We start from the raw sequence: 22,033 nt of genomic DNA, 5'->3' as shown, positions 1-22,033 counted from the left end.
TCGGGGCCCGAGCGGTCGACGACCGGCCTGGCACCTCACGGACAGGTCGGTCGGGTCGAACGTCGCGAGCCCGGATCACCACCCGGGGACACCCGCCCAGTCTACCGGAGATCCGCAGGAAATCGCGGCCACCAGGCTCTGGCGCGTGTGCCGTGCCACACGTTGTCCACAGGTTTCTCCACACCGCCCGGGACGCCGGTCAGCCGAACGTGTCGCCGGGCCCCGGGCCCCGCACCGAGCGGCGCCCCCGGCGGAAGCTCGGGCCCGCCGGACCGAGCACCGTCACCTTCTCCACGACGCCCTCGCCGACCTCCTCGTCGAGGCGGCGCATGAGGGTCGGGACCAGCAGACGCACCTGCGTCGCCCACGCCGTGGAGTCGGCGCGCACCACGAGCACCTTGTCCTCGAACGTCTCGGGCGTGCAGTGGTCCGCCACCTGGTCGCCCACCACCTCGCGCCAGCGGCCGATCACCCCGCCGACGGAGACCTCCTCGTGCCATCCCTTGTCCCGCAGCAGGCGGGCCACCACGTCGGAGACCAGGCGCGGGTCCCGCGCGTTCGGGCCCTTGCCGGGGTCCCTGCGCGGCTCGGCCAGCGCCGAACGGCGCGACGGCGACCCCGGACGCAGGCCTTTGGCCCGCGCGGCCGCCTTCGCCCGGTTGAGAGCCTCCCGGGCGACCTCCGCCGGCGGTGTCAGCTCCGTCCGCTCGACGATCGGCCGCGGGTCGCGCTCCCGGGGGAGACCTGGCAGGTCCTCGTCGTCCGCGCGCCTGCCGTCGGCACCGTCCTCAGACACGCCGCACCCGTCCGGGCGTGACCTCGAACCGGGCACCCATCAGCCGCTCCGGCACGTCCTGCGGGACCGCGGCCGTCACGAGCACCTGGCGGGCCTCGGCCACGAGCTCGGCCAGGCGTTCCCGGCGGCGGACGTCGAGCTCGGCGAAGACGTCGTCGAGGATGAGGACGGGGTCCGCGTCCGACCCGTGGTCCGGGTCCCAGAACACGCCGGCGGTCTCGATCGGCTCCGTGCCCCCTCCGAGCAGCCGGAAGGCGGCCAGCCGCAGCGCGAGCGCTACCGACCACGACTCCCCGTGGCTGGCGTACCCCTTCGCGGGGAGGTCGCCCAGGGCGAGGAGCAGGTCGTCCCGGTGCGGGCCCACCAGGCTCTGGCCCCGCTCGATCTCCTGCGGACGCTGCTCCTCGATCGCCGCGGCCAGGAGCTTCTCGAGCTCCTCCGGCGCGGCAGGGACCGGCGGCGCCGCGGGCGCCTCGGCACGGTCCGGGTCGTCCGGGAGCACCGCCGAGCGGTACCGGACCCGGGCCACGCTGTCCGCGTCGCTGACCTGCTCGTACGCGGTCGCCACCAGCGGCTCGAGCGCACGGACGAGCGCCGTCCGCCACGCCAGCACCTGGCCGCCGAGCTGAGCCGCCCGGGCGTCCCAGACCTCCAGCGCCGACAGGTCCGGGTGGCGGCCCGCGGCCCGGTGGCCGCGCAGCGACTTCAGCAGCGCGGACCGCTGGCGGACCACCCGCTCGTAGTCGGACAGCACCCCCGCGGCACGGGGGAGGAGCTGGACGACGAGCTGGTCGAGGAACCGGCGACGCCCGTCGGGGTCGCCCTTGACGAGCGCCAGGTCCTCCGGGGCGAACAGCACGGTGCGGAGGATCCCCAGCACGTCGCGCGCACGGCCGAGCTGGCCGCGGTTGACCCGGGCGCGGTTCGCCTTGCCGGCCGTGATCTCGAGCTCCACGGTCGAGGCGCGCTCACCGCGGACCACCCGGGTGCGCACGACGGCGCGCTCGGCACCCGCTCGCACGAGCGGGGTGTCGTTCGCGACCCGGTGGCTCCCGAGCGTCGCCACGTACCCCAGCGCCTCGACCAGGTTCGTCTTGCCGCGTCCGTTGCGACCGACGAAGGCGTTGGGGCCGGGCTCGAGCTCGACGTCGACGGCCTCGTAGGAGCGGAAGTCGAGCAGGGACAGGTGCGAGACGTACATGACTCCAGTGTCGCGCGGGCTACTCGGCCGAGGGCTTCGTCGCGTGCCCGCCGAACTGCTGGCGCAGCGCCGCGACCGCCTTCATGGCCGGGGAGTCGTCCTGGCGCGAGGCGAAACGGGAGAACAGCGCGGCGGAGATCACCGGCAGCGGCACGGCGTTGTCGATCGCCTCGTCGACCGTCCACCGGCCCTCGCCCGAGTCCGCGACCCAGTCGTCGATGGCCTCCAGCCGCGGGTCCTCCTCGAGCGCCTTCACCATCAGGTCGAGCAGCCACGAGCGCACGACGGTGCCACGCTTCCAGGCCCTCATCGTGCCGTGGACGTCCGTGACGACGTCGGACTTCGCCGACAGCAGCTCGTAGCCCTCGGCGTAGGCCTGCATGAGCCCGTACTCGATGCCGTTGTGGACCATCTTCGCGAAGTGGCCGGCACCGACGTTGCCCGCGTGCACGAAACCCTCGTCGCGCGGGCCCTCCGGCCGCAGGGCGTCGAAGACCGGCATGAGCAGCTCGACGTGGGCGGCGTCGCCGCCGCACATCAGGCCGTAGCCGTTCTCCAGGCCCCAGATACCCCCGGACACCCCGACGTCGACGTAGCCGATGCCCCGGTCGGCCAGCTCGGCGGCCCGCGCCTGGTCCTCCGGGTAGTGGGAGTTGCCGCCCTCGACGACGACGTCACCGTCCCCGAGGAGCCCACCGAGCTCCTGGACGACGCCTCGCGTCGGGTCGCCGGCGGGCACCATGACCCACACCACGCGTCGCGGACCGGGCAGCGCCTCGACCAGCGCGGCGAGGCTCTCGACGTCGGACACCTCGGGACGGGGGTCGTAGCCCGTCACCTCGATGCCGGCACGGCGCAGGCGCTCGCGCATGTTGTTGCCCATCTTGCCCAGACCGACCAGACCCATGTGGCTGACCATGTGGAACCTCCGAGGTGGCGTCGCAGCGAGCGTACGGGCCGGGCCGTCCCGGCGCGCGGCGACCGGGACGGCCCGGCCTCAGGACGAGAAGCGGATGGGGACGAGCAGGTAGCGGTATGCCGAGGAGTCCTCGCCGTCCAGCGACTCCTGGCCGGTGAACTCGACCGGCTTGTTCGGGTGGGTGAACGACATCCGCACGAAGTCGGTGCCCAGGGCGCCGAGCCCGTCCAGCAGGAACTGCGGGTTGAAGGCCACCTGGATGTCCTCCCCGACCAGCACGGCCTCCAGAGCCTCGGACGCCTGGGCGTCGTCCCCCTGGCCGGCGTCGAGCACGACCTGGCCCTCGGAGAAGGCGAGGCGGATCGGGGTGTTGCGCTCGGCGACGAGCGAGACGCGCTTGGCGGCATCGATGAGCGCCTGGGTGGGGACGACGGCGTGGATCGGCGTCGCGTCCGGGAACAGCCGGCGCACGGCGGGGTAGTCGCCGTCGACCAGCTGGGACGTGGTGTGCCGGCCGCCGGCCTCGAACCCGATGAGGTCCACGCCCTCGCCGGTGGACAGCCCGACGTTGACCTGCCCGCCGGCGGTGCCGAGCGACTTCGCGACGTCGTTGAGGGTGCGGGCACGCACCAGCGCCACCGCCGAGTAACCCGGGGTGGCGGGGGTCCAGGTGAGCTCGCGCAGCGCGAGGCGGTAGCGGTCGGTCGCGAGGAGCGTGATGCGTTCTCCCTCGATCTCCATCCGCACACCGGTCAGCAGCGGCAGGGTGTCGTCCCGGCTCGCGGCCACGCTCACCTGTGCGACGGCGTGGGTGAGGGCGTCGCCGGTGACGGTCCCGGAGAGCTCGGGCATCGAGGGCAGGGCCGGGTAGTCCTCGACGGGCATCGTCAGGAGGGTGAATCGGGACGCCCCGCAGGTCAGGGCGACCTTGTTGCCCTCGAGGGTGACGTCCACCGGCTTGTTCGGCAGAGCGCGCGAGATCTCCGCGAGCAGGCGTCCGGAGACGAGCACGGTGCCGTCCTCCGACACCTCGGCAGGGATCTCGGAGCGGGCGGAGACCTCGTAGTCGAAGCTCGCCAGGCCGATCGTGCCCGCGGTGCTCGCCTCGATGCGCACCCCTGCCAGGACCGGGGCCGGGGGCCTGGTGGGGAGGGTGCGGGCCGTCCAAGTCACGGCCTCGGCCAGGACGTCGCGTTCAACCCGGAACTTCATCCCACTCCTCAGTGTTCTCGTGCGGTGCGACGACATGCCTGGCAGCAGCGTCGTCGTCCGTGCAAACCCTACCGTGCCGGGGCCCGGCAGGACGGATGCCAGGTTCTGCTCGACCGCCCGTCGAAGGCGTGTGGATCCCCTCTGAAGAGAAATCCCGTTCATCGTCGTCGTAGGGGTTGTGGATCATGGGGAAAAGCGGTGTCTTGGCAGGTCAGAGCGGTCGTCTGCCTGTGGAGGGACCTGGGGGCCGACCTGTGGGCAACTCGGTGCCCCTGTGGGCGACGGATTCTGTCCCCACAGGCGTCCACCGTTCGGCTGCCGTTCATCCACCGGTTCTGCGGCGTGTTCCACAGGCATCCACAGATTTGTCCACAGGTGTGCATCGCCATTTCGGGCAGAGTGGACAAGTTGTCCACCGATCACGTCCACAGGATGGGGACGGAGCACCCGAGACGGCGGTCTGACGGGCTCCGGGCTGTGGGAAACCCTGTGAACTCCAGTTCTCCACAGGCCTGTGGAGATGTGGATCAACCGCGGTGCTGCTGCTTGATGCGGCTCGTCAGCTCCGTGACCTGGTTGTACGTCGAGCGGCGCTCCGCCATCTGCCCGGCGATCTTCTTGTTCGCGTGCATGACGGTCGTGTGGTCCCTGCCACCGAACTGCTGGCCGATCTTGGGCAGCGACAGGTCGGTCAGCTCGCGGCACAGGTACATCGCGATCTGGCGGGCGGTCACCAGCACGCGCGACCTCGACGTCCCGCACAGGTCGTCGATCGTCAGGCCGAAGTAGGCGGCCGTCTGGGCGATCACCATCGCCGGCGTGATCTCCGTGGCCTGGTCGTCGTCGGTGATGAGATCCTTGAGCACGATCTCGGTCAGCGCGAGGTCGACCTGCTGCTTGTTGAGGTTGGCGAACGCCGTCACGCGGATGAGGGCGCCCTCGAGCTCACGGATGTTCGTCGAGATCCGCGAGCCGATGTAGCTCAGCACCTCCGCGGGGACGTCCAGGCGTTCGCTCGCGGCCTTCTTGCGCAGGATGGCGATCCGCGTCTCGAGGTCCGGGGGCTGGACGTCGGTGATGAGGCCCCACTCGAACCGCGACCGCAGCCGGTCCTCGAACCCGTCGAGCTGCTTGGGCGGCACGTCGGAGGTGATCACGACCTGCTTGTCCGCGTTGTGCAGCGCGTTGAACGTGTGGAAGAACTCCTCCATCGTCTGTTCCTTGCCCTGCAGGAACTGGATGTCGTCGATGAGGAGCACGTCCACGTCGCGGTAGCGGCGCTGGAAGGCCCCGGTACGGCCCTCCCCGATGCTGTTGATGAAGTCGTTGGTGAACTCCTCGGAGTTCACGTACCGCACGCGCACGTGCGGGTAGAGGTTGTGCGCGTAGTGACCGATCGCGTGCAGCAGGTGGGTCTTGCCCAGGCCGGAGTCACCGTAGATGAAGAGCGGGTTGTAGGCCTTGGCCGGCGCCTCGGCGACGGCGACGGCGGCCGCGTGGGCGAACCGGTTGGACGATCCGATGACGAAGGTCTCGAAGATGTACTTCGGGTTGAGCCGGGTGGGTTCGGCCGCTTCCTTGCGCGCCGGGGGAGCAGGACGCACCACCTCGGCACGATCGTGGCCGGTCTCCGGCTCCTCTGGCGGCGGGGTGTAGTCCTGCGTGGGGCCGGTCAGGGACTCGTGGCTCAGCTCGGGGTCGACGGTGATGCCGAAGCGGATGTCGCGACCGAGGGTCGAGGACATCGCCGAGACGAGCTGGTCCCGCACGCTGGTCTCGAGATAGTTCCGTGTCTGCTCGTGGGGGACCGCGATGAAGACCGTGTCCTCGAGGATCGCCATCGGCTTGGCGAGCTTGATGAAGGCCAGCTGGCGCTGCGTCATGTCCGATCGCGCCTCGAGCGTCGCCAGCGTCTGTGCCCAGACCTCGGTGATGTTGGTGTCGGGCTGGGGCACGGCTGTTCCTCCGGGCGGGGCGTCGTCAGGTGGTGGCGGTCGTCGGCAGTGTCCACACAGTTTTCCACACCCTGTGGAACCTGTGGACATCGGTGTGGACGACGACGGCGACCGGTCCTGCGTGTCGCCACCGTCACGCCGGGCACAGTTGACCTGACAGGGTCCGACGGCGTAACGTCAGACAGCCGTTCCAGGTACTTTCGCGCGCCCTCCTGCGGGTGAGCAGCCTCGGGTCGGCCCGGTCGTCACACTGCCTGTGCGGGCGTCGACCTGCAACCTGACCGACATCGTCGAGGACCTGACGGTGTGCCTCCCCGACGTTTCTTGGAGTACCTCGTGAGCAAGCGGACCTTCCAGCCGAACAACCGCCGTCGTGCCAAGACCCACGGCTTCCGGCTGCGCATGCGCACCCGTGCCGGCCGCGCGATCCTGGCGAACCGCCGTCGCAAGGGCCGCACCGAGCTCGCTGCCTGAGCCGTGCTCCCTGCGGCGCGTCGCATGCGCCGCTCCTTCGACTTCGAACGAGCGGTGCGCGGTGGCGCGCGCGCAGGGCGCTCGACCGTCGTCGTCCACCTGGCCCGTACGCCCGACCGGGTGGACGGGCCTCTCGTGGGTCTGGTCGTGTCGAAGGCGGTCGGCAACGCCGTGCACCGCAACCTTGTGAAGCGCCGGCTGCGGGGGGCTGCAGCCGCGCACGTGGACGAGCTCCCCACCGACGCGCTCGTGGTCCTGCGCGCCCTGCCGGCGGCGGCGGAGGCGGACTACGCGCGTCTCGAGCGCGACGTCGGACGAGGGATGCACAAGGCCCTCGCGCGCGCGACGGAGCGTGTCCGATGAACGGATCCTTCCTCGGCCGTAGCCGGGACCTGCTCAGTGCCGTGCCCACGGCCGTGCTGGTCGGTGCCATCCGTGTCTACCAGGCCGTGGTCTCGCCGATGACCGGCCCGACCTGCAAGTACTACCCCTCCTGCTCGCAGTACGCCCTCGTCGCCGTGCGCACGCACGGGCCGCTGCGGGGGGCCGGTCTCGCCCTCTGGCGGATCCTGCGGTGCAACCCGTGGAGCCTCGGCGGCGTCGACGACGTCCCGCCTGCTCGGGTTCGCGAGCACCGAGGCGCCCGCACGCACTGACTCTCCCCGGGAGCGCGCCACCCGGGACCCGCTTTCCGACAGAGGAGACAAATGGGCTTCTTCGACACCATCCTGTTCCCGATCCAATGGGTCGTGGCCTGGATCATGTACGGGTCCCACCAGCTGTTCACCACCCTGGGATTCCAGGACGGCCCGGGCTTCGCCTGGGTGCTGTCGATCGTCGCTCTGGTGATCGTCATCCGGATCCTTCTGATTCCGCTGTTCTTCAAGCAGATCAAGGCTTCTCGTGGCATGCAGATGATGCAGCCCGAGCTGCAGGCGATCCAGAAGAAGTACAAGAACAAGAAGGATCCGTCGTCCCGTGAGGCCATGGGCCGCGAGACGATGGAGCTGTACCGCAAGCACGGCACGAACCCGATGGCGTCGTGCCTGCCGATCCTGCTGCAGTCCCCGATCTTCTTCGCGCTGTTCCGGGTGCTCTACAACCTGCAGCCGATCGCGGACGGCACGCAGGACCCGATCGGTCCGATCGACGCGTCGGTGGCCGCGGACATCGAGCACTCCTCCCTGTTCGGAGCGCAGCTGTCCGACGTGTTCATGCAGACGGACGACTGGGGCGCACGCATCACGATCCTCGTGCTGATCGTCGCCATGAGCGCCACGACGTTCTTCACGCAGCGCCAGCTGACGATGAAGAACATGCCGAAGGCCGCCCTCGAGGGCCCGATGGCGAACACGCAGAAGATGATGCTGTACGTCCTGCCGCTCATCTTCCTCATCTCGGGCGTGAACTTCCCGGTCGGTGTGCTGATCTACTGGACCATCACGAACCTGTGGTCGATGGGCCAGCAGTTCTACACGATCAAGCGCATGCCGGCTCCCGGGTCGGAGGCCGAGCGCGCCCTCAAGGAGAAGCAGGCCGCGAAGGCTGCGAAGAAGGGGATCGTGGAGGAGGAGCCGACGGAGATCGAGCCGCCGAAGCCGACCGGTCAGCGGCAGCAGCCCGTGCGGAAGAACCGCCAGAAGAGGAAGAAGTGAGGTCTGCCATGACGAGCGACACCACGCCGGACAGCAAGACGCTGGTCGCGCGCCTCGAGGAGGAGGGCGAGGTCGCAGCCGACTACCTCGAGGAGCTGCTCGATATCGCCGACCTGGACGGCGACATCGACCTGGACATCCGGCACGACCGTGCGGCGGTCGAGGTCGTGTCGGAGGACTCGCCGCGCTCGTTGGACGCGCTCGTCGGCCAGGACGGGGAGGTCCTCGAGGCGTTGCAGGACCTGACCCGGCTCGCCGTCCAGGCCAGGACGGGGGAGCGCAGCCGGCTCATGCTCGACGTGGGGGGCTTTCGGGCCGCGAAGCGTGCGGAGCTGGAGGACCTCGCCACCGAAGCGATCCAACAGATCCGGGACAGCGGCAGCACCGTGGAGCTGGCACCGATGAACGCCTTCGAGCGGAAGGTGGTGCACGACGCCGTCGCCGCGGCGGGCCTGGTCTCCGACTCGGCGGGCACCGAGCCGCACCGGCACGTCGTCGTGCACCCAGCCGCCGCCGAGGCTGCCGGCGACTGAGGGATGTCCGCGTGACGGGGCCCGTTGTTTCACGTGAAACAACGGGCCTCTTCGCGTTCCGGGAGTGGTGTGGACGTCGAGGCGGCGTCCCTGTGCAGATGACAGGATGGTAGACATGGTGGAGACGGACGACATGATCGGCACGAGCGCCGCGGTGCGCGCGTACTTCGGGGAGCACTACGAGGCGATCTCCCGGTTCCACGCGCGTCTCCGCGACGAGGGGGAGCTCCGAGGCCTGATCGGTCCTCGCGAGGTCGACCGGTTGTGGGAGCGACACATCCTCAACTCAGCGGCCGTGGTGCCGTTCCTGGCGGGCGCTACCTCGGTCGCCGACATCGGGTCGGGCGCAGGGCTCCCGGGCGTCGTCATCGCGATCCTCCGTCCGGACGCGACCGTGCATCTGATCGAGCCGATGGAGCGGCGGACGACGTGGCTCGACGAGGTCGTGGCGGACCTGGGGTTGCGGAACGTCGAGGTCAAGCGTGGGCGCGCGGAGGAGTACGACGGCGCGCTCGAGGTCGATGCCGTGACGTCGCGCGCCGTGGCGGCGCTGTCCAAGCTGGCACGGATCAGCCTGCCGCTGGTTCGGTCAGGCGGTGAGCTGGTGGTGCTCAAGGGCCGCAACGTCGATCGTGAGATCGAGCCGGCGCGCAAGGTGCTCCGGAAGCTCACCGTCGGAGAACCGGAGATCCTCGAGGGTGGGACGGTCGACGGCGTCGAGTCGACGACCATCCTGCGGATGCGCCGCCGCTGAGGAGCGAGCCGCAACCCTCCTGCCCGGCGCGTGCGGGTGGTGTTTCACGTGAAACATCTCGGCGTGCAGCGGCGCGCGGCAGCGATCCGGGTCGGTCGGCAGCAGCCGAGTGTCAGCGGCCTCCGCACCCGTCAGAGGCCGTAGAGTGAGCGCGGAACTGCATCGACGTGCGACGCGACGTGGAGGAACGATCCGTGAGCATGAACGCCGACCACCCGGACACTTCGTCGGGGACTGGTGGCTGGACCTCTCCCGAGAGCCGCCCCGACGACGTTTCACGTGAAACATCGAACGCGGGCTGGGTTGCCTCGACGCCGGATGACCGCGACCACCACCGCGAGGCACTCAAGTCGTCGGTGCCCGAGGTGGACGAGGACACGCCGCTGGCCGCCCAGCTGGCGCTGGACGCTCGCCGACGGATCGAGCTGGACGGCCGGCGCTTCCCGCGGCCGGAGAGTACCCGGATCATCACCGTCGCGAACCAGAAGGGCGGCGTCGGCAAGACGACGACGACGGTCAACGTGGCGGCCGGTCTGGCGCGTGCCGGGCTCAAGGTGCTGGTCATCGACAACGACCCCCAGGGCAACGCCTCGACCGCACTCGGTCTCGAGCACCGGGCCGGGACGCCGTCGATCTACGAGGTGCTGGTCGAGAACGAACCGATCGAGTCCGCCGTGCAGGCGTGCCCCGACGTCGACGGACTCTGGGGCGTGCCGGCGACCATCGATCTGTCGGGTGCCGAGATCGAGCTCGTCTCGCTCGTCTCTCGCGAGACGCGGCTGCGCAAGGCCCTCGACCGGTACCTGGAGGACCGCGTCTCCCGGGGGGAGGAGCGGATCGACTACGTGTTCGTCGACTGCCCGCCGAGCCTCGGTCTCCTCACCGTGAACGCGTTCGTCACGGGCCGGGAGGTGCTCATCCCGATCCAGTGCGAGTACTACGCCCTGGAGGGCCTCAGTCAGCTCCTCAAGACGATCGAGCTCATCAAGGCGCACCTCAATCCGGAGCTCGTGGTCTCGACGATCCTCCTCACGATGTACGACGGGCGGACCAACCTGGCTCAGCAGGTCGCGGCCGAGGTCCGGCAGCACTTCCCGGACCAGACGTTGCGGACCACGGTCCCGCGCTCGGTGCGGATCTCCGAAGCGCCGTCGTACGGACAGACCGTCATGACGTACGACCCCGGGTCGACGGGTGCGCTGGCCTACCTGGAGGCCGCACGCGAGATGGCCGAGCACACTGTTGAGCGCGCTGACCTGCGATGACGCGCGTAGCATCGTGGCAGCACCGTGGACCAGGACGGGCCGCGGGCAGGGATGACCACCCGGGTGCGACCGGACGACACGAGGTCCCCCCGACACTCGGACGGAACCAGGAGGCTGGTGGATCATGAGCCAGAAGAAGCGAGGGCTGGGCCGCGGACTCGGCGCGCTCATCCCGCAGGGCCCGCCGCAGGAGAAGCCGGTCGATGTCTTCTTCCCGCAGCGCGACGAGGGCCAGGACTCGCCGGGCGCCGTCATGACGGCCGACGAGGAGAGCCACGACGCCGACGGCGGCGCGTCAAACGGGGCGCCGGGTGCGGACCGGACGGCACGACGTTCGGCCTCGTGGGACTCCGCGATCGCCGGTGGTCGGCTGAGCATCAACGGGGGGAGCCGGCCGGGCGACGACGGGACCGACCCTGTCGCTGCGCTGGCCGGACTCGCCGATCGCTGGGAGGCCGAGTCGAGCGGTGCCGCCGGCACCGACCAGACCATGGTCGGCACGATCGAGATCACGGAGCGGGATGCTCCCGAGGACCTCGCCTCAGCCACCGAGACGGCGGGGGAGCCAGACCGCTCCACGGCGGCTCCTGCGCACGGGACCGACGCGGACTCGGCGGAGGACGACGGTCTCGTGCCCGTGCCCGGCGCGCGGTTCGCGGAGGTGCCGGTCGACCAGATCCGACCGAACACCCGGCAGCCTCGGACGGTCTTCGACGAAGGAGAGCTCGACGAGCTCGTCGACTCCATCGGCGAGATCGGCGTACTGCAACCCATCGTCGTTCGACCTGACCCCGACGCCTCCGACGGCTTCGAGCTCATCATGGGCGAGCGCCGGTGGCGCGCGGCGCAAGAGGCCGGACTCGCGACGATCCCGGCGATCATCCGCTCGACCGACGACTCGGACATGCTGCGGGACGCGCTGCTGGAGAACCTCCACCGAGCGGCCCTCAACCCGCTGGAGGAAGCTGCGGCGTATCGGCAGCTCCTGGACGACTTCGGCTGTACGCACGAGGAGCTGGCGGCGCGCATCGCGCGCTCGCGACCCCAGATCTCCAACACGCTGCGCCTGCTCAAGCTGCCACCTCTGGTTCAGCGGCGGGTCGCGGCCGGCGTTCTCTCAGCCGGGCATGCGCGTGCGCTCCTAGGGTTGACCGACGGGGCGGAGATCGAGCGGCTCGCCCAGCGGATCGTGTCGGAAGGGCTCTCCGTCCGCGCCACGGAGGAGGTCGTCGCGCTGATCACCGAGGGCTCGGAAGAGAAGTCGGCTCCCCGCGCGCCGCGCGCCGGTCAGCGGAGCGAGGCGATGGACGAGCTGGCGATGCGGCTCTCCGACCGGTTCGAGACGCGCGTGAAGGTGAACCTCGGCAAGACCAAGGGCAAGGTGACGGTCGAGTTCGCCTCGGTCGAAGATCTCAACCGCATCCTGTCCGTGATGGCACCGGAGGACCCGGGCTTCGGTCCGAGCTGAGTCGGCTCAGCAAGCGAAGGCCCGGCATGTTCCACGTGAAACACGCCGGGCCTTCGTCTCTCTGCACGGAGCTGCGTCCCGAATCCTCGTGCCGCGACAGTCCAGTGCCGACGCGGGGCCGTGTTTCACGTGAAACACGCGCCACCGGCGAACAGGTCGAGGCTCGCCCGCTGGTCCTGTTTCACGTGAAACACCGCTGCAGCACCAGTGTGCCGACAGGGCCCCGTAGACGACGACGGCGGCACCGGTCGTGAGAACCGGTGCCGCCGTCGTCGGGTAGATGAGGAGAGGACTCCTCAGGAGAGGATGCCGTCGATCTCCTCGGCGAGCGCACGCTTGGGACGCGCGCCGATGATCGACTTGACGACCTCGCCCCCGGAGAAGACGTTGAGCGTGGGAATCGACGTGATGCCGTAGGCCATCGTCGTGGCCTGGTTGGCGTCGGTGTCGAGCTTGACGATCTTCACCTTGCCGTCGTACTCCTCGGAGAGCTCCTCGAGGATGGGGGCAACCATGCGGCACGGGCCGCACCAGGTCGCCCAGAAGTCGACGAGGACGGGTACGTCGGACTCGAGAACCTCGGACTGGAAGGTGTCGTCGGTGACGGCGACAGTAGGCATGGACGCTCCTTCGATGTGCGTGCGGGGTGGTCAGACGGCGTCGAGAGCAGCCGGAAGCTGCTCGGGGTCGGGCGCGGTGTCCAGGTCGGCCAGCTCGGAGAGGTAGCCCTGGGCGTCGAGCGCCGCGGCGCAACCCGACCCGGCGGCCGTGATCGCCTGGCGGTAGGTGTGGTCGACCAGGTCGCCGCACGCGAAGACGCCCGGGACGTTGGTGCGCGTGGATCGCCCTTCGGCAAGGACGTAGCCCTCGTCGTCCAGGTCGACCTGACCGGCCAGGAGCTCGCTGCGGGGATCGTGGCCGATCGCCACGAACAGCCCGGTGACGTCGAGGTCTCGCTCCGTGCCGGTGACGGTGTCGCGCAGACGCACGCCCGCGACCTTGCCCTCACCCTGGATGCCGACGACCTCGCTGTTCCAGGCGAAGTCGATCTTCGGGTCGGCGAGGGCCCGGTCCGCCATGATCTTGGAGGCACGCAGACCGTCACGTCGATGAATGATCGTGACCTTCGCGGCAAAGCGGGTCAAGAAGGTCGCCTCCTCCATCGCGGAGTCGCCGCCGCCGACGACGGCGATGTGCTGGTCACGGAAGAAGAACCCGTCGCACGTGGCACACCAGGAGACGCCTCGTCCCGAGAGCTGCTTCTCCTCGGGCAGCCCGAGCTCGCGGTACGCGGAACCCGTGGCGAGGATGACGCTTCGGGAGCGGAACGTCTCGCCGCCACCGGTGATGACGGTCTTGACGTCACCCGTGAGCTCCAGCGTCTCGGCGTCGTCCCAGAGCACGCGGGCACCGAACTTCTCCGCCTGCTCACGCATGGCGTCCATGAGGTCGGGTCCCTGGATCCCGGGCGGGAAGCCCGGGAAGTTCTCGACCTCGGTGGTGTTCATCAGGGCACCGCCCGCGGTGACGGACCCCGCGACGACCACCGGCGCCAGGCCCGCTCGGGCGGCGTAGATCGCGGCGGTGTAGCCGGCGGGGCCGGAACCGACGATGACGATGTCGTGCACGGCGGCGTCCGGGCTGGCCGGGGGCGTCGGCTGGTCGCTCACATCTACTCCTGCGTCTCGATTCATGGCCGGTGCGGACCGGCATCTGGTGTCAACATCACCGGTCTCGGCAATGTTCCAGGGTCAGGACAGCGTGATCTCGTTGAGCTCGAGGCGGTAGCGGTCGGCCTCGTCGGTGCCCGGGAGCTCGGTGATCCACAGCACGAGCGAGTCCACGATGACCGGCTCGTCGAGCTCGATCGTGGTCTCCTCGGAGAAGGAACCCTCGGCCAGCAGGTCCCCGCCGGTCGGGTCGTCGAGGCTGGTCGAGCGGAGCTGCCACGCGCCGCCCTCGCCGTTGGTGCTCAGGTCGACCTGGGAGACGGGAGCGGGATCCCGGAGCTGGACACCGTAGCCGGCGCCCTCCTTGAACCCACCCCAGGCCGGGTTGTTGTGGTAGGTCAACGTGAACCAGAACGTCGACGGGTCGGCGTCGTAGGCGAGCTCGACCGCCTCGGGGTGCTCCCCGTCGCCCGCCGGGTCGAGCTGCTCGCCCGACTCGATGATCGGCCGCACCTCGGGCTCCTCGGTCTCGGTGGGCTCGGGATCCGCGGTGTCGCCCTCCGTGCCGGTCTCCTCCCCGGAGCCCTCGGTCGCCTCCTGGGACGTCTGGGCCTCGGGCGGGGGTTCGGTGCTGATCGGGGTGAAGGCCTGCGTCATCGCCCAGATGGCCGCAAGCACGACACCGACCAGCAGCACGCCCAGGACGATCGGTGTGGGGTTGACGCCACGCTTCTTCGGGGCGGCCGTGGAGGCGAAGCCTCCGGTGCTGGGGCTCGCCTCCGACGGGGGGACGCCGGGGCCGGCGGCCGGGGCCTGGCCGTACGCGCCGTTCGGTGAGTACCCGTCGGCTCCGGGCTGCCCAGGCTGCCCGGGCGGCGGGACCGGGGGCTGCGGCGGGACCGGCGGCTGCCCGTAGGCGGCGGTCTGACCGTACGGCGCGGCCGGTCCGGGAGGCGGGGGGACCGCTCCGTGGGCGGTCTGCTGCCCGTAGGCAGCACCCGCCGCCGCGCCCCCGGCGGCACCGAAGGCGCCGGCACGGGCGATGCGTCCGGTGGACGGCCGGCGCACCGGCGGAGCCGGGGGAGGGGTGCCGGGGCGCGAGCCGGGTCCGGCGGGGCTACCGGCTCCCAGCACCGACGACCTGACGGGACGTTCCGGCGGAGGCTGGACGAACTGGGGCAGAGCGGCCACGACGGACACCTGCCCCCACGGTTCCAGGGCGGCGACGACCTCGGCCGGGTCGGCGGGAGCCTCGCCCGCGTCGGAGAACGTGCGGCGGACCAGACCGTCGATCTCCGGGTCGACGTGCGGCACGAGCTCCGAGACCGGTGCGACGGCGCCGCCCGGACCGGTGCGGGCCGAGAGGGGGCGGACCGCGTCGGGAGCGATCCACGGCACCTCGAGGCTGTCGGCCGCCCACCGAGCGGTGAGCGCGTAGTAGCCGAGCGCCACCAGACCGCGAGCGTCCGAGGCTGCGGCGTCGGCGTCGGACGGCTCGATACCGGCGAGGCCGGCGTCGATGCCGAGACCGGTGACGACGACCCGGTGCCCGTCGACGCGGACGGCGTCGGGACGCAGCGCGCAGTGGTGCACGCCCCGCTGCCGGGCGGTCTCGAGGGCGGTCGCCGCCTCGCCCATGAGGGCGCGGGCCTGCTGGGCGTCGACGAGTCCGCGCGAGACGATCTCGGTCAGGGTCTCGCCGGCGAACGGCTCGGTGATGACGTAGGCGCGCTCGCCGGCACCCAGGTCGGCGGACCCGACGTCGAGCACGCGGCAGAGGCGAGCGTCGGCGACGAGGGCGGCGCGGCGCGCGGCGTCGAGCGCCGCTGCCGCCTGGGGGCCGTCGACGAAGGTGACGCGGACGGGCCGGTCGAGGATCTGGTCGTGTGCCTCCCAGGCTTCCGCCGACGCCAGGTCCGTGCTGGCAGGCCGGGTGAGCCGATAGCGATCGACCATGACGGTCCCGGGCTGGACGGTGCTCACCTGGACGCCTCCGTAGGGGTGTGGTGGGGGAGTGGGCTCCGGCCCGACGAGCCGGTGGTCCGTTCCATCGGACCATGGTAGAGGTCCGCGACCGTCATCCGCCGCTCCTGCCGACGCGGCGCAGGATCGGGGCGAGCGCGTCGTCGAGCTCTCGTACGCGCAGCAGCTTCAGCAGCCCGAGGTACACGACGGCCATCGTGGCGCCGGCCGCGGCGGTCACGAGGACGGCGTACGGCCACGACGACGACGCGGTGCCGTCCATGAGGTGGACGACGAGCCAGCCGAGGGCACCGGCGACGACGGCGGACAGGGCGGCGCGGACGTACAGGCGCAGCACACGGTGCCCGTCCATGCCGTGCAGCTTGCGGCTCATGCCTCGCACGCGCAGGAGGAGCGAGACCCACGTCGACAGGGCGAACGCACCACCGGCGGCGATCGCCCAGGCCGTGACCGGGAGCGTCACGGTGGCGGCCCACAGCGCGGCCACCAGGGAGACCGTCGCGATGATCTGGATGACGAACACGCTGCGGCCGTCCTCGAAGGCGAAGTACATGCGACGCACCAGCACGGTGGCACCGAGGGCGATGGCCCCGACCGCCATCGCCCGCAGCACGGGCGCCACCGCCTCGACCTGGACCTCCGAGGCGGACGGGAGCAACGCCTTGGTCAGGGGGAAGGCGAGCACGACGAGCGCGGTCGCGGAGAACACCGAGAACACGCCGGCCGAGCGCAGTCCGAGCGACATGTCGCGCCGCACGCCCGGGAGGTCGCCGGCGGTGACCGCCGCGCTCATCCGGGGGAACAGCACGGTGACGATGGAGACCACCACGATCGAGTGCGGCAGCAGGTAGATCGTCATCGCGTTGGTGTAGGCCGCGTTGCCGGCGGCCACCTCGCCGGCGGCGACGCCCGACTGTCCGGCGGCGCCGACGACGTTGGTCAGGTAGATGACACCGAGCTGCTCGAGCAGGACGGCGCCGACCGTCCATCCGACGACCTTGCCCGCCGACCGCAGGCCGATGCCGCGCAGGCCCAGCCGGAAGCCCCAGCGGAACCCCGCCCGGCGCAGCGCGGGGACGAGGATGAGCGACTGCGCGGCGATGCCGAGGGTGGCGGTACCGGCCAGCAGGACGGTCTGCAGCGTGGTCCACCCCCCGACGTCGGTGATGCCCTCGGCGGGCGCGTCACCGAAGAGCAGCAGGAACGCACCGAACCCGATCAGGGAGACCACGTTGTTGGCGACCGGCGCCCATCCGTACGCCGCGAACCTCCCGTGGGCGCTGAGTACCTGACCGAGCAGGGTGTAGAGCCCGTAGAAGAAGAGCTGCGGCAGGCACCAGTAGGCGAAGACGACGGCGAGCTGGCGCGCCTCGGGCGTCCAGCTGTCGCTGAGGGTCATGACGTGCACGACGGCGGGGGCCGCCGCGACGAGGACGATCGTCCCGGAGAGCAGGCCCAGACCCGAGATGGTCAGCAGCTTGTCGAGCCGCTCCCGGGCGTTCGGCGCCTGCATCGACTTCATGATCTGCGGCACCAGGACGGCCTGGAGGAACCCGGCCGAGATGAGGGCGAACAGCATGTTCGGCAGCTTGTTGGCGATGTCGAACGCGTTGGCCGCGGTGCCGACGGTACCGACGCACGCCACCAGCAGCATGGTGCGCACCAGTCCCGACGCGCGCGACGCCGTCGTGCCCAGGGACATGGCGAGCGACCCGCGACCCAGGCTGGCCTTGCGGACCCCGGGCTCGGGGTGGTCGGCGGTCATGCCTCGGGATCCTCCGGTGTGGGCGGTGTCGGTCGATGGGCGGGCGTCTCCTGCGTGATGGCGCTCTCCGCGTCCTCGGCGGTGGTGCGGCTGTCGGAGCGGCCCCGTCGGACGGTACGCCAGATACCCGCGACGAACAGCAGACCCACCGCGACGGCCATCACCGAGGTGCCGACGGTCTCCCAGCCGGCGCGGACCTGGACGGCGAACTCGGTCGGGGCGGTGACCGGGGCCCCGCTCGGTGCGAGGACCTGCACCTCCAGGTCCACGTCGCCGGAGCCGATGGCGCGGACCCGCACCTCGGCGTCGCGCGACTCCCCGGCGGGGACGACGACGGTCGGTGACGTCTCGACGATGAGGCGCGGGTCGTCGGGCTTCAGGGTCACCGTCACGGTCGCGTCGGTGGGCAGGTCGTTACGCACGCGGACCGGCAGGTTCCCGGTGTCGCTGATGAGCAGCACGTCGGCGCGGCCGATCACCCGGATCCCGGAGAGGAGCTGGTCGGCGTTCTCCGCGGCGAGGGCGGCCGCGGCCGCGCGGCCGTCCGGGTCGTCGCGGTAGGCCACCGCGAGCGGGGCGACGAGGTCCCGGTCGACGGCGGCCGTCAGCTCGGCGGGGTCGGTCGCGACCGTGGCGAACGCCATGAGGTCGTCGAGCGTGTCGACCAGGCTCCGCACGACGCCGGGTCGCAGCTCGGCGTCGTCGACAACCCGCTCCTCGAGCACGGCGCGCGGCGCACCGGCCGGTTCCTCGTCGAGAACCGCGGTGAACGGCACGGTGTCCACCCACTCCTGGTCGGCGAGGGCGGAGGTGACGGCCGCGTAGGTATCGACGTCCGGGGACCAGCCGCGCGGCATCGCCGCGACGGCGGAGACCCGCGTGCCGGACTCGGCCGCCGTGGTGGCGAGCACCGCCGTGTCGGCGAGCAGCCGCTGGGTGGCGGCCGCCGTCGTGGTCGCGCGGTCCGGGGACGTGCTCGCCGCGAGGGCGCCGCCCAGGGAGTCGTCGGCGACGACCACGGGCACGTCGCCGGCAGCGGTCGCCACGGTGTCGACGGCGGACGCCACCACGCCCACGGTGGGCTCGAGACCGTCGGTGACCAGGACCCGTTGCGCTCCGGTCGAGCGCGCGGCGGCCAGTGTCTCGAGGTCGACGGTGCCCTGGGGCCAGGAGATCGGGACGCCCCACCCGCTCGGCACGGACCAGGAGCCGGGCAGCAGCCCCGCCGACTCGGTCGCCGCCCGCAGGCCGCTGGGTTGCACGCCGGCGTGGGCCAGTGCGGCCAGGTCGGTGTCGTACGGGGGGAGGGTGACGACGTCGGCGGCCCCGGGCCGTTCGAGCCGCGCGGCCCAGGACGCGAGCTCGGGGTCGCCGGAGGTGGCCGCCGTCGCGACCATCGACGGGTCGACGGCGAGCGAGAGGCCGGCCTCGCCGGCCGCTGAGAGCAGCCGGTCGGCGGCCCCGCCCTCTTCTGTACTGTCGAACAGGGCTGCGTTGTACAACTCGGGGTCGGCCGGGTCCAGGGTCGGCCCGGTCATCGGGGCGACCACCGCGAGGGACACCGGCGCCGGGGCGCTGCGTCCCGACCCGCCGTCCGGGTCGTACATCAGGAACGAGTGCAGCACGTCGATGGTGCCACCGTCGTCCACCACCTCCACCGAGAGCTGGCGGGGGCCCCACGCCGCGTCGTCGCCCAGCTGGAGCGTGGAGATCCTCAGCTCGAAGGTCACCTCCACGGACTCGCCGTCCGGGACGTCGTCCACGGGAAGGCTGAGCTGGCGTGCCGCGGTGCGCGACGAGCCGTCGTCCGCCCAGCTCGTCACGGCGGCCCGCGTCGAGACCTCGCGCCAGCCGACCCCCAGGTCGGCGCGCACGCCCGTCAGTCGCTCCCCGGAGTCGTTGGTGACGCGGACCGTCACGTCCTGGGTGCCGTCCGGTCCCACCACCGTGGGCGTCATGTCGACGATCTCCACCGTGACGCCGTCGTCCTCCGCGGCGACCGCCCGACCGTGCAGGGACGGCGCCGTCACGAGCGTGGCGCACACCAGCAGGGCGCACACGACGACGGCGAGGGCGCGGGGCAGTGCCGCCGCTGCGCGGGGGAGGATCACGCGGTGGCCCTCACTCGACGAGGTCGGGTCGGTGGGCGAGCGCATGGATCGCCGCCACGGCGAGACGCTGCTCGTTCGGGTAGGCGAGCCGCTCCGGGAGCTCGGTGAGGAGTACCCAGCAGGCGTCCTCGGCCTCACCGTCGGGGTCCCCGGCCGCGGAGATCACGCCGCCCTCGGAGCGCAGCAGGAAGTGGTGGACCACCTTGTGGACGCGGCGGTCCTCCCCGCTGAACCAGTAGTCGATCATGCCGAGCTCGCCGCGGATCGTCCCGACGATGCCGGTCTCCTCCCGGATCTCGCGGACCGCGGCCTCCTCGGGCGTCTCGACGCCCTCGAGGTGACCTTTCGGCAGGCACATCTCGAGCCGCCCCCCGCGGTTGCGGCGCAGGATCACGGCGGCACGGTGCCCCGAGGCGTGCCGGTCCACGACGAGACCGCCCGCGGAGGTCTCGTCCACCACCGGGAGATGACCGGCCGGGGAGGACCCGGCGCCGGCCGGCACCTGGCTGCCGTGCACGCGGGCAGGGTCGACCCGCAGGGGGTGTCCGCCGGGCGGGACGGGCACCGGCACGGGCGGACGCCCGTCGGGAGCGCCTGGCGCCGGTGCCGCAGAAGACATGGCCATACCCTACCGAGTTCGTCAGGGCATCCGGACGTCCCACCCGTTGCAGCACCTCCCCGGTCACAGGATTCACAATCAGGGCAAATCGTACGCCTTCAGTCCTGGCCGGTGACCGTCGACGCGGGAGCTGCGCCGATCTGGGAGGATGGGACGTCGTGTCGACCCCTGCGAACCCCGCCCCCGCCCAGCTGCTGAGCCAGGCCCTGGACGTGCTCACCCGGATGGCCCCCGCGGCCCTCGAGCTCGGCGAGACGTTCGCCGCCGCCGGGCACGAGCTGGCGCTCGTCGGAGGCCCGGTCCGGGACGCGTTCCTGGGCCGCGCGAGCGCCGACCTCGACTTCGCGACGTCAGCGTCCCCCGACGAGACGCAGCGCCTCCTCGCCCGCTGGGGCGACGCGCACTGGGACATCGGCAAGGAGTTCGGCACCATCGGCGCGCGCCGTTCCGCGAGCGGCCCCGACGGTGCCGGGGACGTCGTGGTCGAGGTCACGACGTACCGCACCGACGAGTACGACCCCACCTCGCGCAAGCCGGTCGTGGCGTTCGGAGACTCGCTCGACGGCGACCTCTCCCGTCGTGACCTCACTGTCAACGCCATGGCCGTCCGGCTGCCCGACCTGACGTTCGTCGACCCGTTCGGCGGGCTCACCGACCTCGCCGCGCAGGTCCTGCGCACGCCGATCGTCCCCGAGCGTTCCTTCGACGACGACCCGCTGCGCATGCTGCGCGCCGCACGGTTCGCCGCCCAGCTCGGGTTCACCGTCGAGCCGGCCACCCGTGCGGCGATCGTGGACATGGCACCGCGGCTCGACATCGTCTCCGCCGAGCGGGTCCAGGCCGAGCTGTCCAAGCTGCTGTGCGCCCCGGACCCCCGGGCCGGGCTCGAGGTGCTGGTCGACACCGGCATGGCCGACCGCGTGCTGCCCGAGCTGCCCGCGCTGCGGCTCGAGATCGACGAGCACCACCGGCACAAGGACGTCTACGAGCACTCGCTCATCGTGCTCGACCAGGCCATCGCCCAGGAGACCGGGCCCGACGGTGCCGTCCCGGCACCCGACCTCGTGCTGCGCCTGGCGGCGCTCCTGCACGACGTCGGCAAGCCGCCTACCCGCCGGTTCGAGCCGGGTGGCGGGGTCAGCTTCCACCACCACGAGGTGGTCGGGGCCAAGATGGTCGCCAAGCGGCTGCGGGCGCTGAAGTTCGAGAAGCAGGTCGTCAAGGACGTCGCCCGCCTCGTCGAGCTGCACCTGCGGTTCCACGGGTACGGCGACGGCGCCTGGAGCGACTCCGCGGTGCGTCGCTACGTCACCGACGCCGGGCCCCTGCTGGAGCGTCTGCACCGGCTGACGCGGGCCGACTGCACGACCCGCAACCGTCGGAAGGCCAAGCGGCTCGCCGATGCGTACACCGACCTCGAGGAGCGGATCGCCCGCCTGCGCGAGCAGGAGGAGATCGACTCCATCCGGCCCGACCTGGACGGGACGCAGATCATGGCGGTCCTCGGCATCCCGCCGGGCCGTGACGTCGGTGCCGCCTACCAGCACCTGCTGGCGCTGCGCATGGAGCACGGGCCGCTCGGCGAGGAGCGCGCGACGGCGGAGCTCACCGCGTGGTGGGAGGCCCGCCAGGGCTGAGCGGGCCTCCTGGTCG

Annotated in this window: 20 protein-coding genes; 9 read left to right on the top strand and 11 right to left on the bottom strand. The window is 71.5% G+C overall.

Annotated elements, in window-relative coordinates; all coding sequences use genetic code 11:
• Positions 1-199: 199 nt before the first annotated feature.
• The 5 genes from UQW22_RS05645 to dnaA form a co-directional block, all read right to left on the bottom strand.
• Complete coding sequence (locus UQW22_RS05645) at positions 200-715, bottom strand: DUF721 domain-containing protein (RefSeq protein ID WP_407320731.1); 516 nt, start codon at positions 713-715, stop codon at positions 200-202.
• A gap of 73 nt (positions 716-788) precedes the next feature.
• A complete protein-coding gene (recF, locus tag UQW22_RS05640) occupies positions 789-1,997 on the bottom strand; it encodes a DNA replication/repair protein RecF (protein ID WP_407319931.1) in 1,209 nt (402 codons plus the stop codon).
• A gap of 19 nt (positions 1,998-2,016) precedes the next feature.
• Entirely contained in the window at positions 2,017-2,916 is a 900-nt protein-coding gene (gene gnd / locus UQW22_RS05635; protein ID WP_407319930.1) for a phosphogluconate dehydrogenase (NAD(+)-dependent, decarboxylating), read from the bottom strand.
• 78 nt (positions 2,917-2,994) lie between these two features.
• Positions 2,995-4,128, bottom strand: coding sequence for a DNA polymerase III subunit beta (dnaN, locus tag UQW22_RS05630; protein ID WP_407319929.1), 1,134 nt, complete (start codon positions 4,126-4,128; stop codon positions 2,995-2,997).
• Positions 4,129-4,655: 527 nt separating this feature from the next.
• A complete protein-coding gene (dnaA, locus tag UQW22_RS05625; RefSeq protein ID WP_407319928.1) occupies positions 4,656-6,083 on the bottom strand; it encodes a chromosomal replication initiator protein DnaA in 1,428 nt (475 codons plus the stop codon).
• A gap of 336 nt (positions 6,084-6,419) precedes the next feature.
• Here dnaA and rpmH point away from each other — a divergent pair, with 336 nt between their 5' ends.
• The 8 genes from rpmH (at position 6,420) to UQW22_RS05585 (ending at position 12,232) form a co-directional block, all read left to right on the top strand.
• Positions 6,420-6,557 (top strand): 50S ribosomal protein L34, encoded by a 138-nt coding sequence (gene rpmH, locus UQW22_RS05620; protein WP_106265963.1) that lies wholly within the window; start codon positions 6,420-6,422, stop codon positions 6,555-6,557.
• Between the two features lie 3 nt (positions 6,558-6,560).
• A complete protein-coding gene (gene rnpA, locus UQW22_RS05615; protein ID WP_407319927.1) occupies positions 6,561-6,920 on the top strand; it encodes a ribonuclease P protein component in 360 nt (119 codons plus the stop codon).
• Positions 6,917-7,213 carry a membrane protein insertion efficiency factor YidD gene (gene yidD / locus UQW22_RS05610; RefSeq protein WP_407319926.1) on the top strand — a complete coding sequence of 99 codons (297 nt, stop codon included), beginning with the start codon at positions 6,917-6,919 and terminating at the stop codon, positions 7,211-7,213. Before rnpA ends, yidD begins: the two co-directional genes overlap by 4 nt.
• Before the next feature lie 51 nt (positions 7,214-7,264).
• Entirely contained in the window at positions 7,265-8,212 is a 948-nt protein-coding gene (yidC, locus tag UQW22_RS05605) for a membrane protein insertase YidC (RefSeq protein ID WP_407319925.1), read from the top strand.
• An 8-nt stretch (positions 8,213-8,220) separates the two neighbouring features.
• Complete coding sequence (locus UQW22_RS05600) at positions 8,221-8,745, top strand: protein jag (RefSeq protein ID WP_407319924.1); 525 nt, start codon at positions 8,221-8,223, stop codon at positions 8,743-8,745.
• Between the two features lie 115 nt (positions 8,746-8,860).
• Positions 8,861-9,499, top strand: a complete 639-nt coding sequence (gene rsmG, locus UQW22_RS05595) for a 16S rRNA (guanine(527)-N(7))-methyltransferase RsmG (protein ID WP_407319923.1) — start codon at positions 8,861-8,863, stop codon at positions 9,497-9,499.
• 200 nt (positions 9,500-9,699) lie between these two features.
• Positions 9,700-10,764, top strand: a complete 1,065-nt coding sequence (locus UQW22_RS05590) for a ParA family protein (protein ID WP_407320730.1) — start codon at positions 9,700-9,702, stop codon at positions 10,762-10,764.
• Positions 10,765-10,888: 124 nt separating this feature from the next.
• The gene (locus UQW22_RS05585) at positions 10,889-12,232 is read left to right on the top strand and encodes a ParB/RepB/Spo0J family partition protein (RefSeq protein ID WP_407319922.1); all 1,344 of its coding nucleotides are present in this window, start codon (positions 10,889-10,891) and stop codon (positions 12,230-12,232) included.
• 296 nt (positions 12,233-12,528) lie between these two features.
• Here the strand turns inward: UQW22_RS05585 and trxA are convergent, their stop codons facing one another.
• The 6 genes from trxA to UQW22_RS05555 all read right to left on the bottom strand — a co-directional run bounded on the left by trxA (position 12,529) and on the right by UQW22_RS05555 (position 20,380).
• The gene (trxA, locus tag UQW22_RS05580) at positions 12,529-12,852 is read right to left on the bottom strand and encodes a thioredoxin (protein WP_407319921.1); all 324 of its coding nucleotides are present in this window, start codon (positions 12,850-12,852) and stop codon (positions 12,529-12,531) included.
• A gap of 30 nt (positions 12,853-12,882) precedes the next feature.
• Positions 12,883-13,902 (bottom strand): thioredoxin-disulfide reductase, encoded by a 1,020-nt coding sequence (trxB, locus tag UQW22_RS05575; protein ID WP_407319920.1) that lies wholly within the window; start codon positions 13,900-13,902, stop codon positions 12,883-12,885.
• An 81-nt stretch (positions 13,903-13,983) separates the two neighbouring features.
• Entirely contained in the window at positions 13,984-15,885 is a 1,902-nt protein-coding gene (locus UQW22_RS05570; RefSeq protein ID WP_407319919.1) for a hypothetical protein, read from the bottom strand.
• Between the two features lie 94 nt (positions 15,886-15,979).
• Complete coding sequence (murJ, locus tag UQW22_RS05565; RefSeq protein WP_407319918.1) at positions 15,980-17,650, bottom strand: murein biosynthesis integral membrane protein MurJ; 1,671 nt, start codon at positions 17,648-17,650, stop codon at positions 15,980-15,982.
• Positions 17,647-19,761 carry a DUF6049 family protein gene (locus tag UQW22_RS05560; protein WP_407319917.1) on the bottom strand — a complete coding sequence of 705 codons (2,115 nt, stop codon included), beginning with the start codon at positions 19,759-19,761 and terminating at the stop codon, positions 17,647-17,649. Before UQW22_RS05560 ends, murJ begins: the two co-directional genes overlap by 4 nt.
• 10 nt (positions 19,762-19,771) lie before the next feature.
• The gene (locus tag UQW22_RS05555) at positions 19,772-20,380 is read right to left on the bottom strand and encodes an NUDIX hydrolase (protein WP_407319916.1); all 609 of its coding nucleotides are present in this window, start codon (positions 20,378-20,380) and stop codon (positions 19,772-19,774) included.
• 158 nt (positions 20,381-20,538) lie between these two features.
• Here UQW22_RS05555 and UQW22_RS05550 point away from each other — a divergent pair, with 158 nt between their 5' ends.
• Complete coding sequence (locus tag UQW22_RS05550; RefSeq protein ID WP_407319915.1) at positions 20,539-22,017, top strand: CCA tRNA nucleotidyltransferase; 1,479 nt, start codon at positions 20,539-20,541, stop codon at positions 22,015-22,017.
• Positions 22,018-22,033: the final 16 nt, after the last annotated feature.

Origin of the sequence: Isoptericola halotolerans (assembly GCF_045689585.1) — a bacterium.
Taxonomy (GTDB): Bacteria; Actinomycetota; Actinomycetes; order Actinomycetales; family Cellulomonadaceae; genus Isoptericola; species Isoptericola halotolerans_B.
Note: the sequence above shows the minus strand (reverse complement) of the source record. Positions and strands in the feature narration are given on the sequence as shown.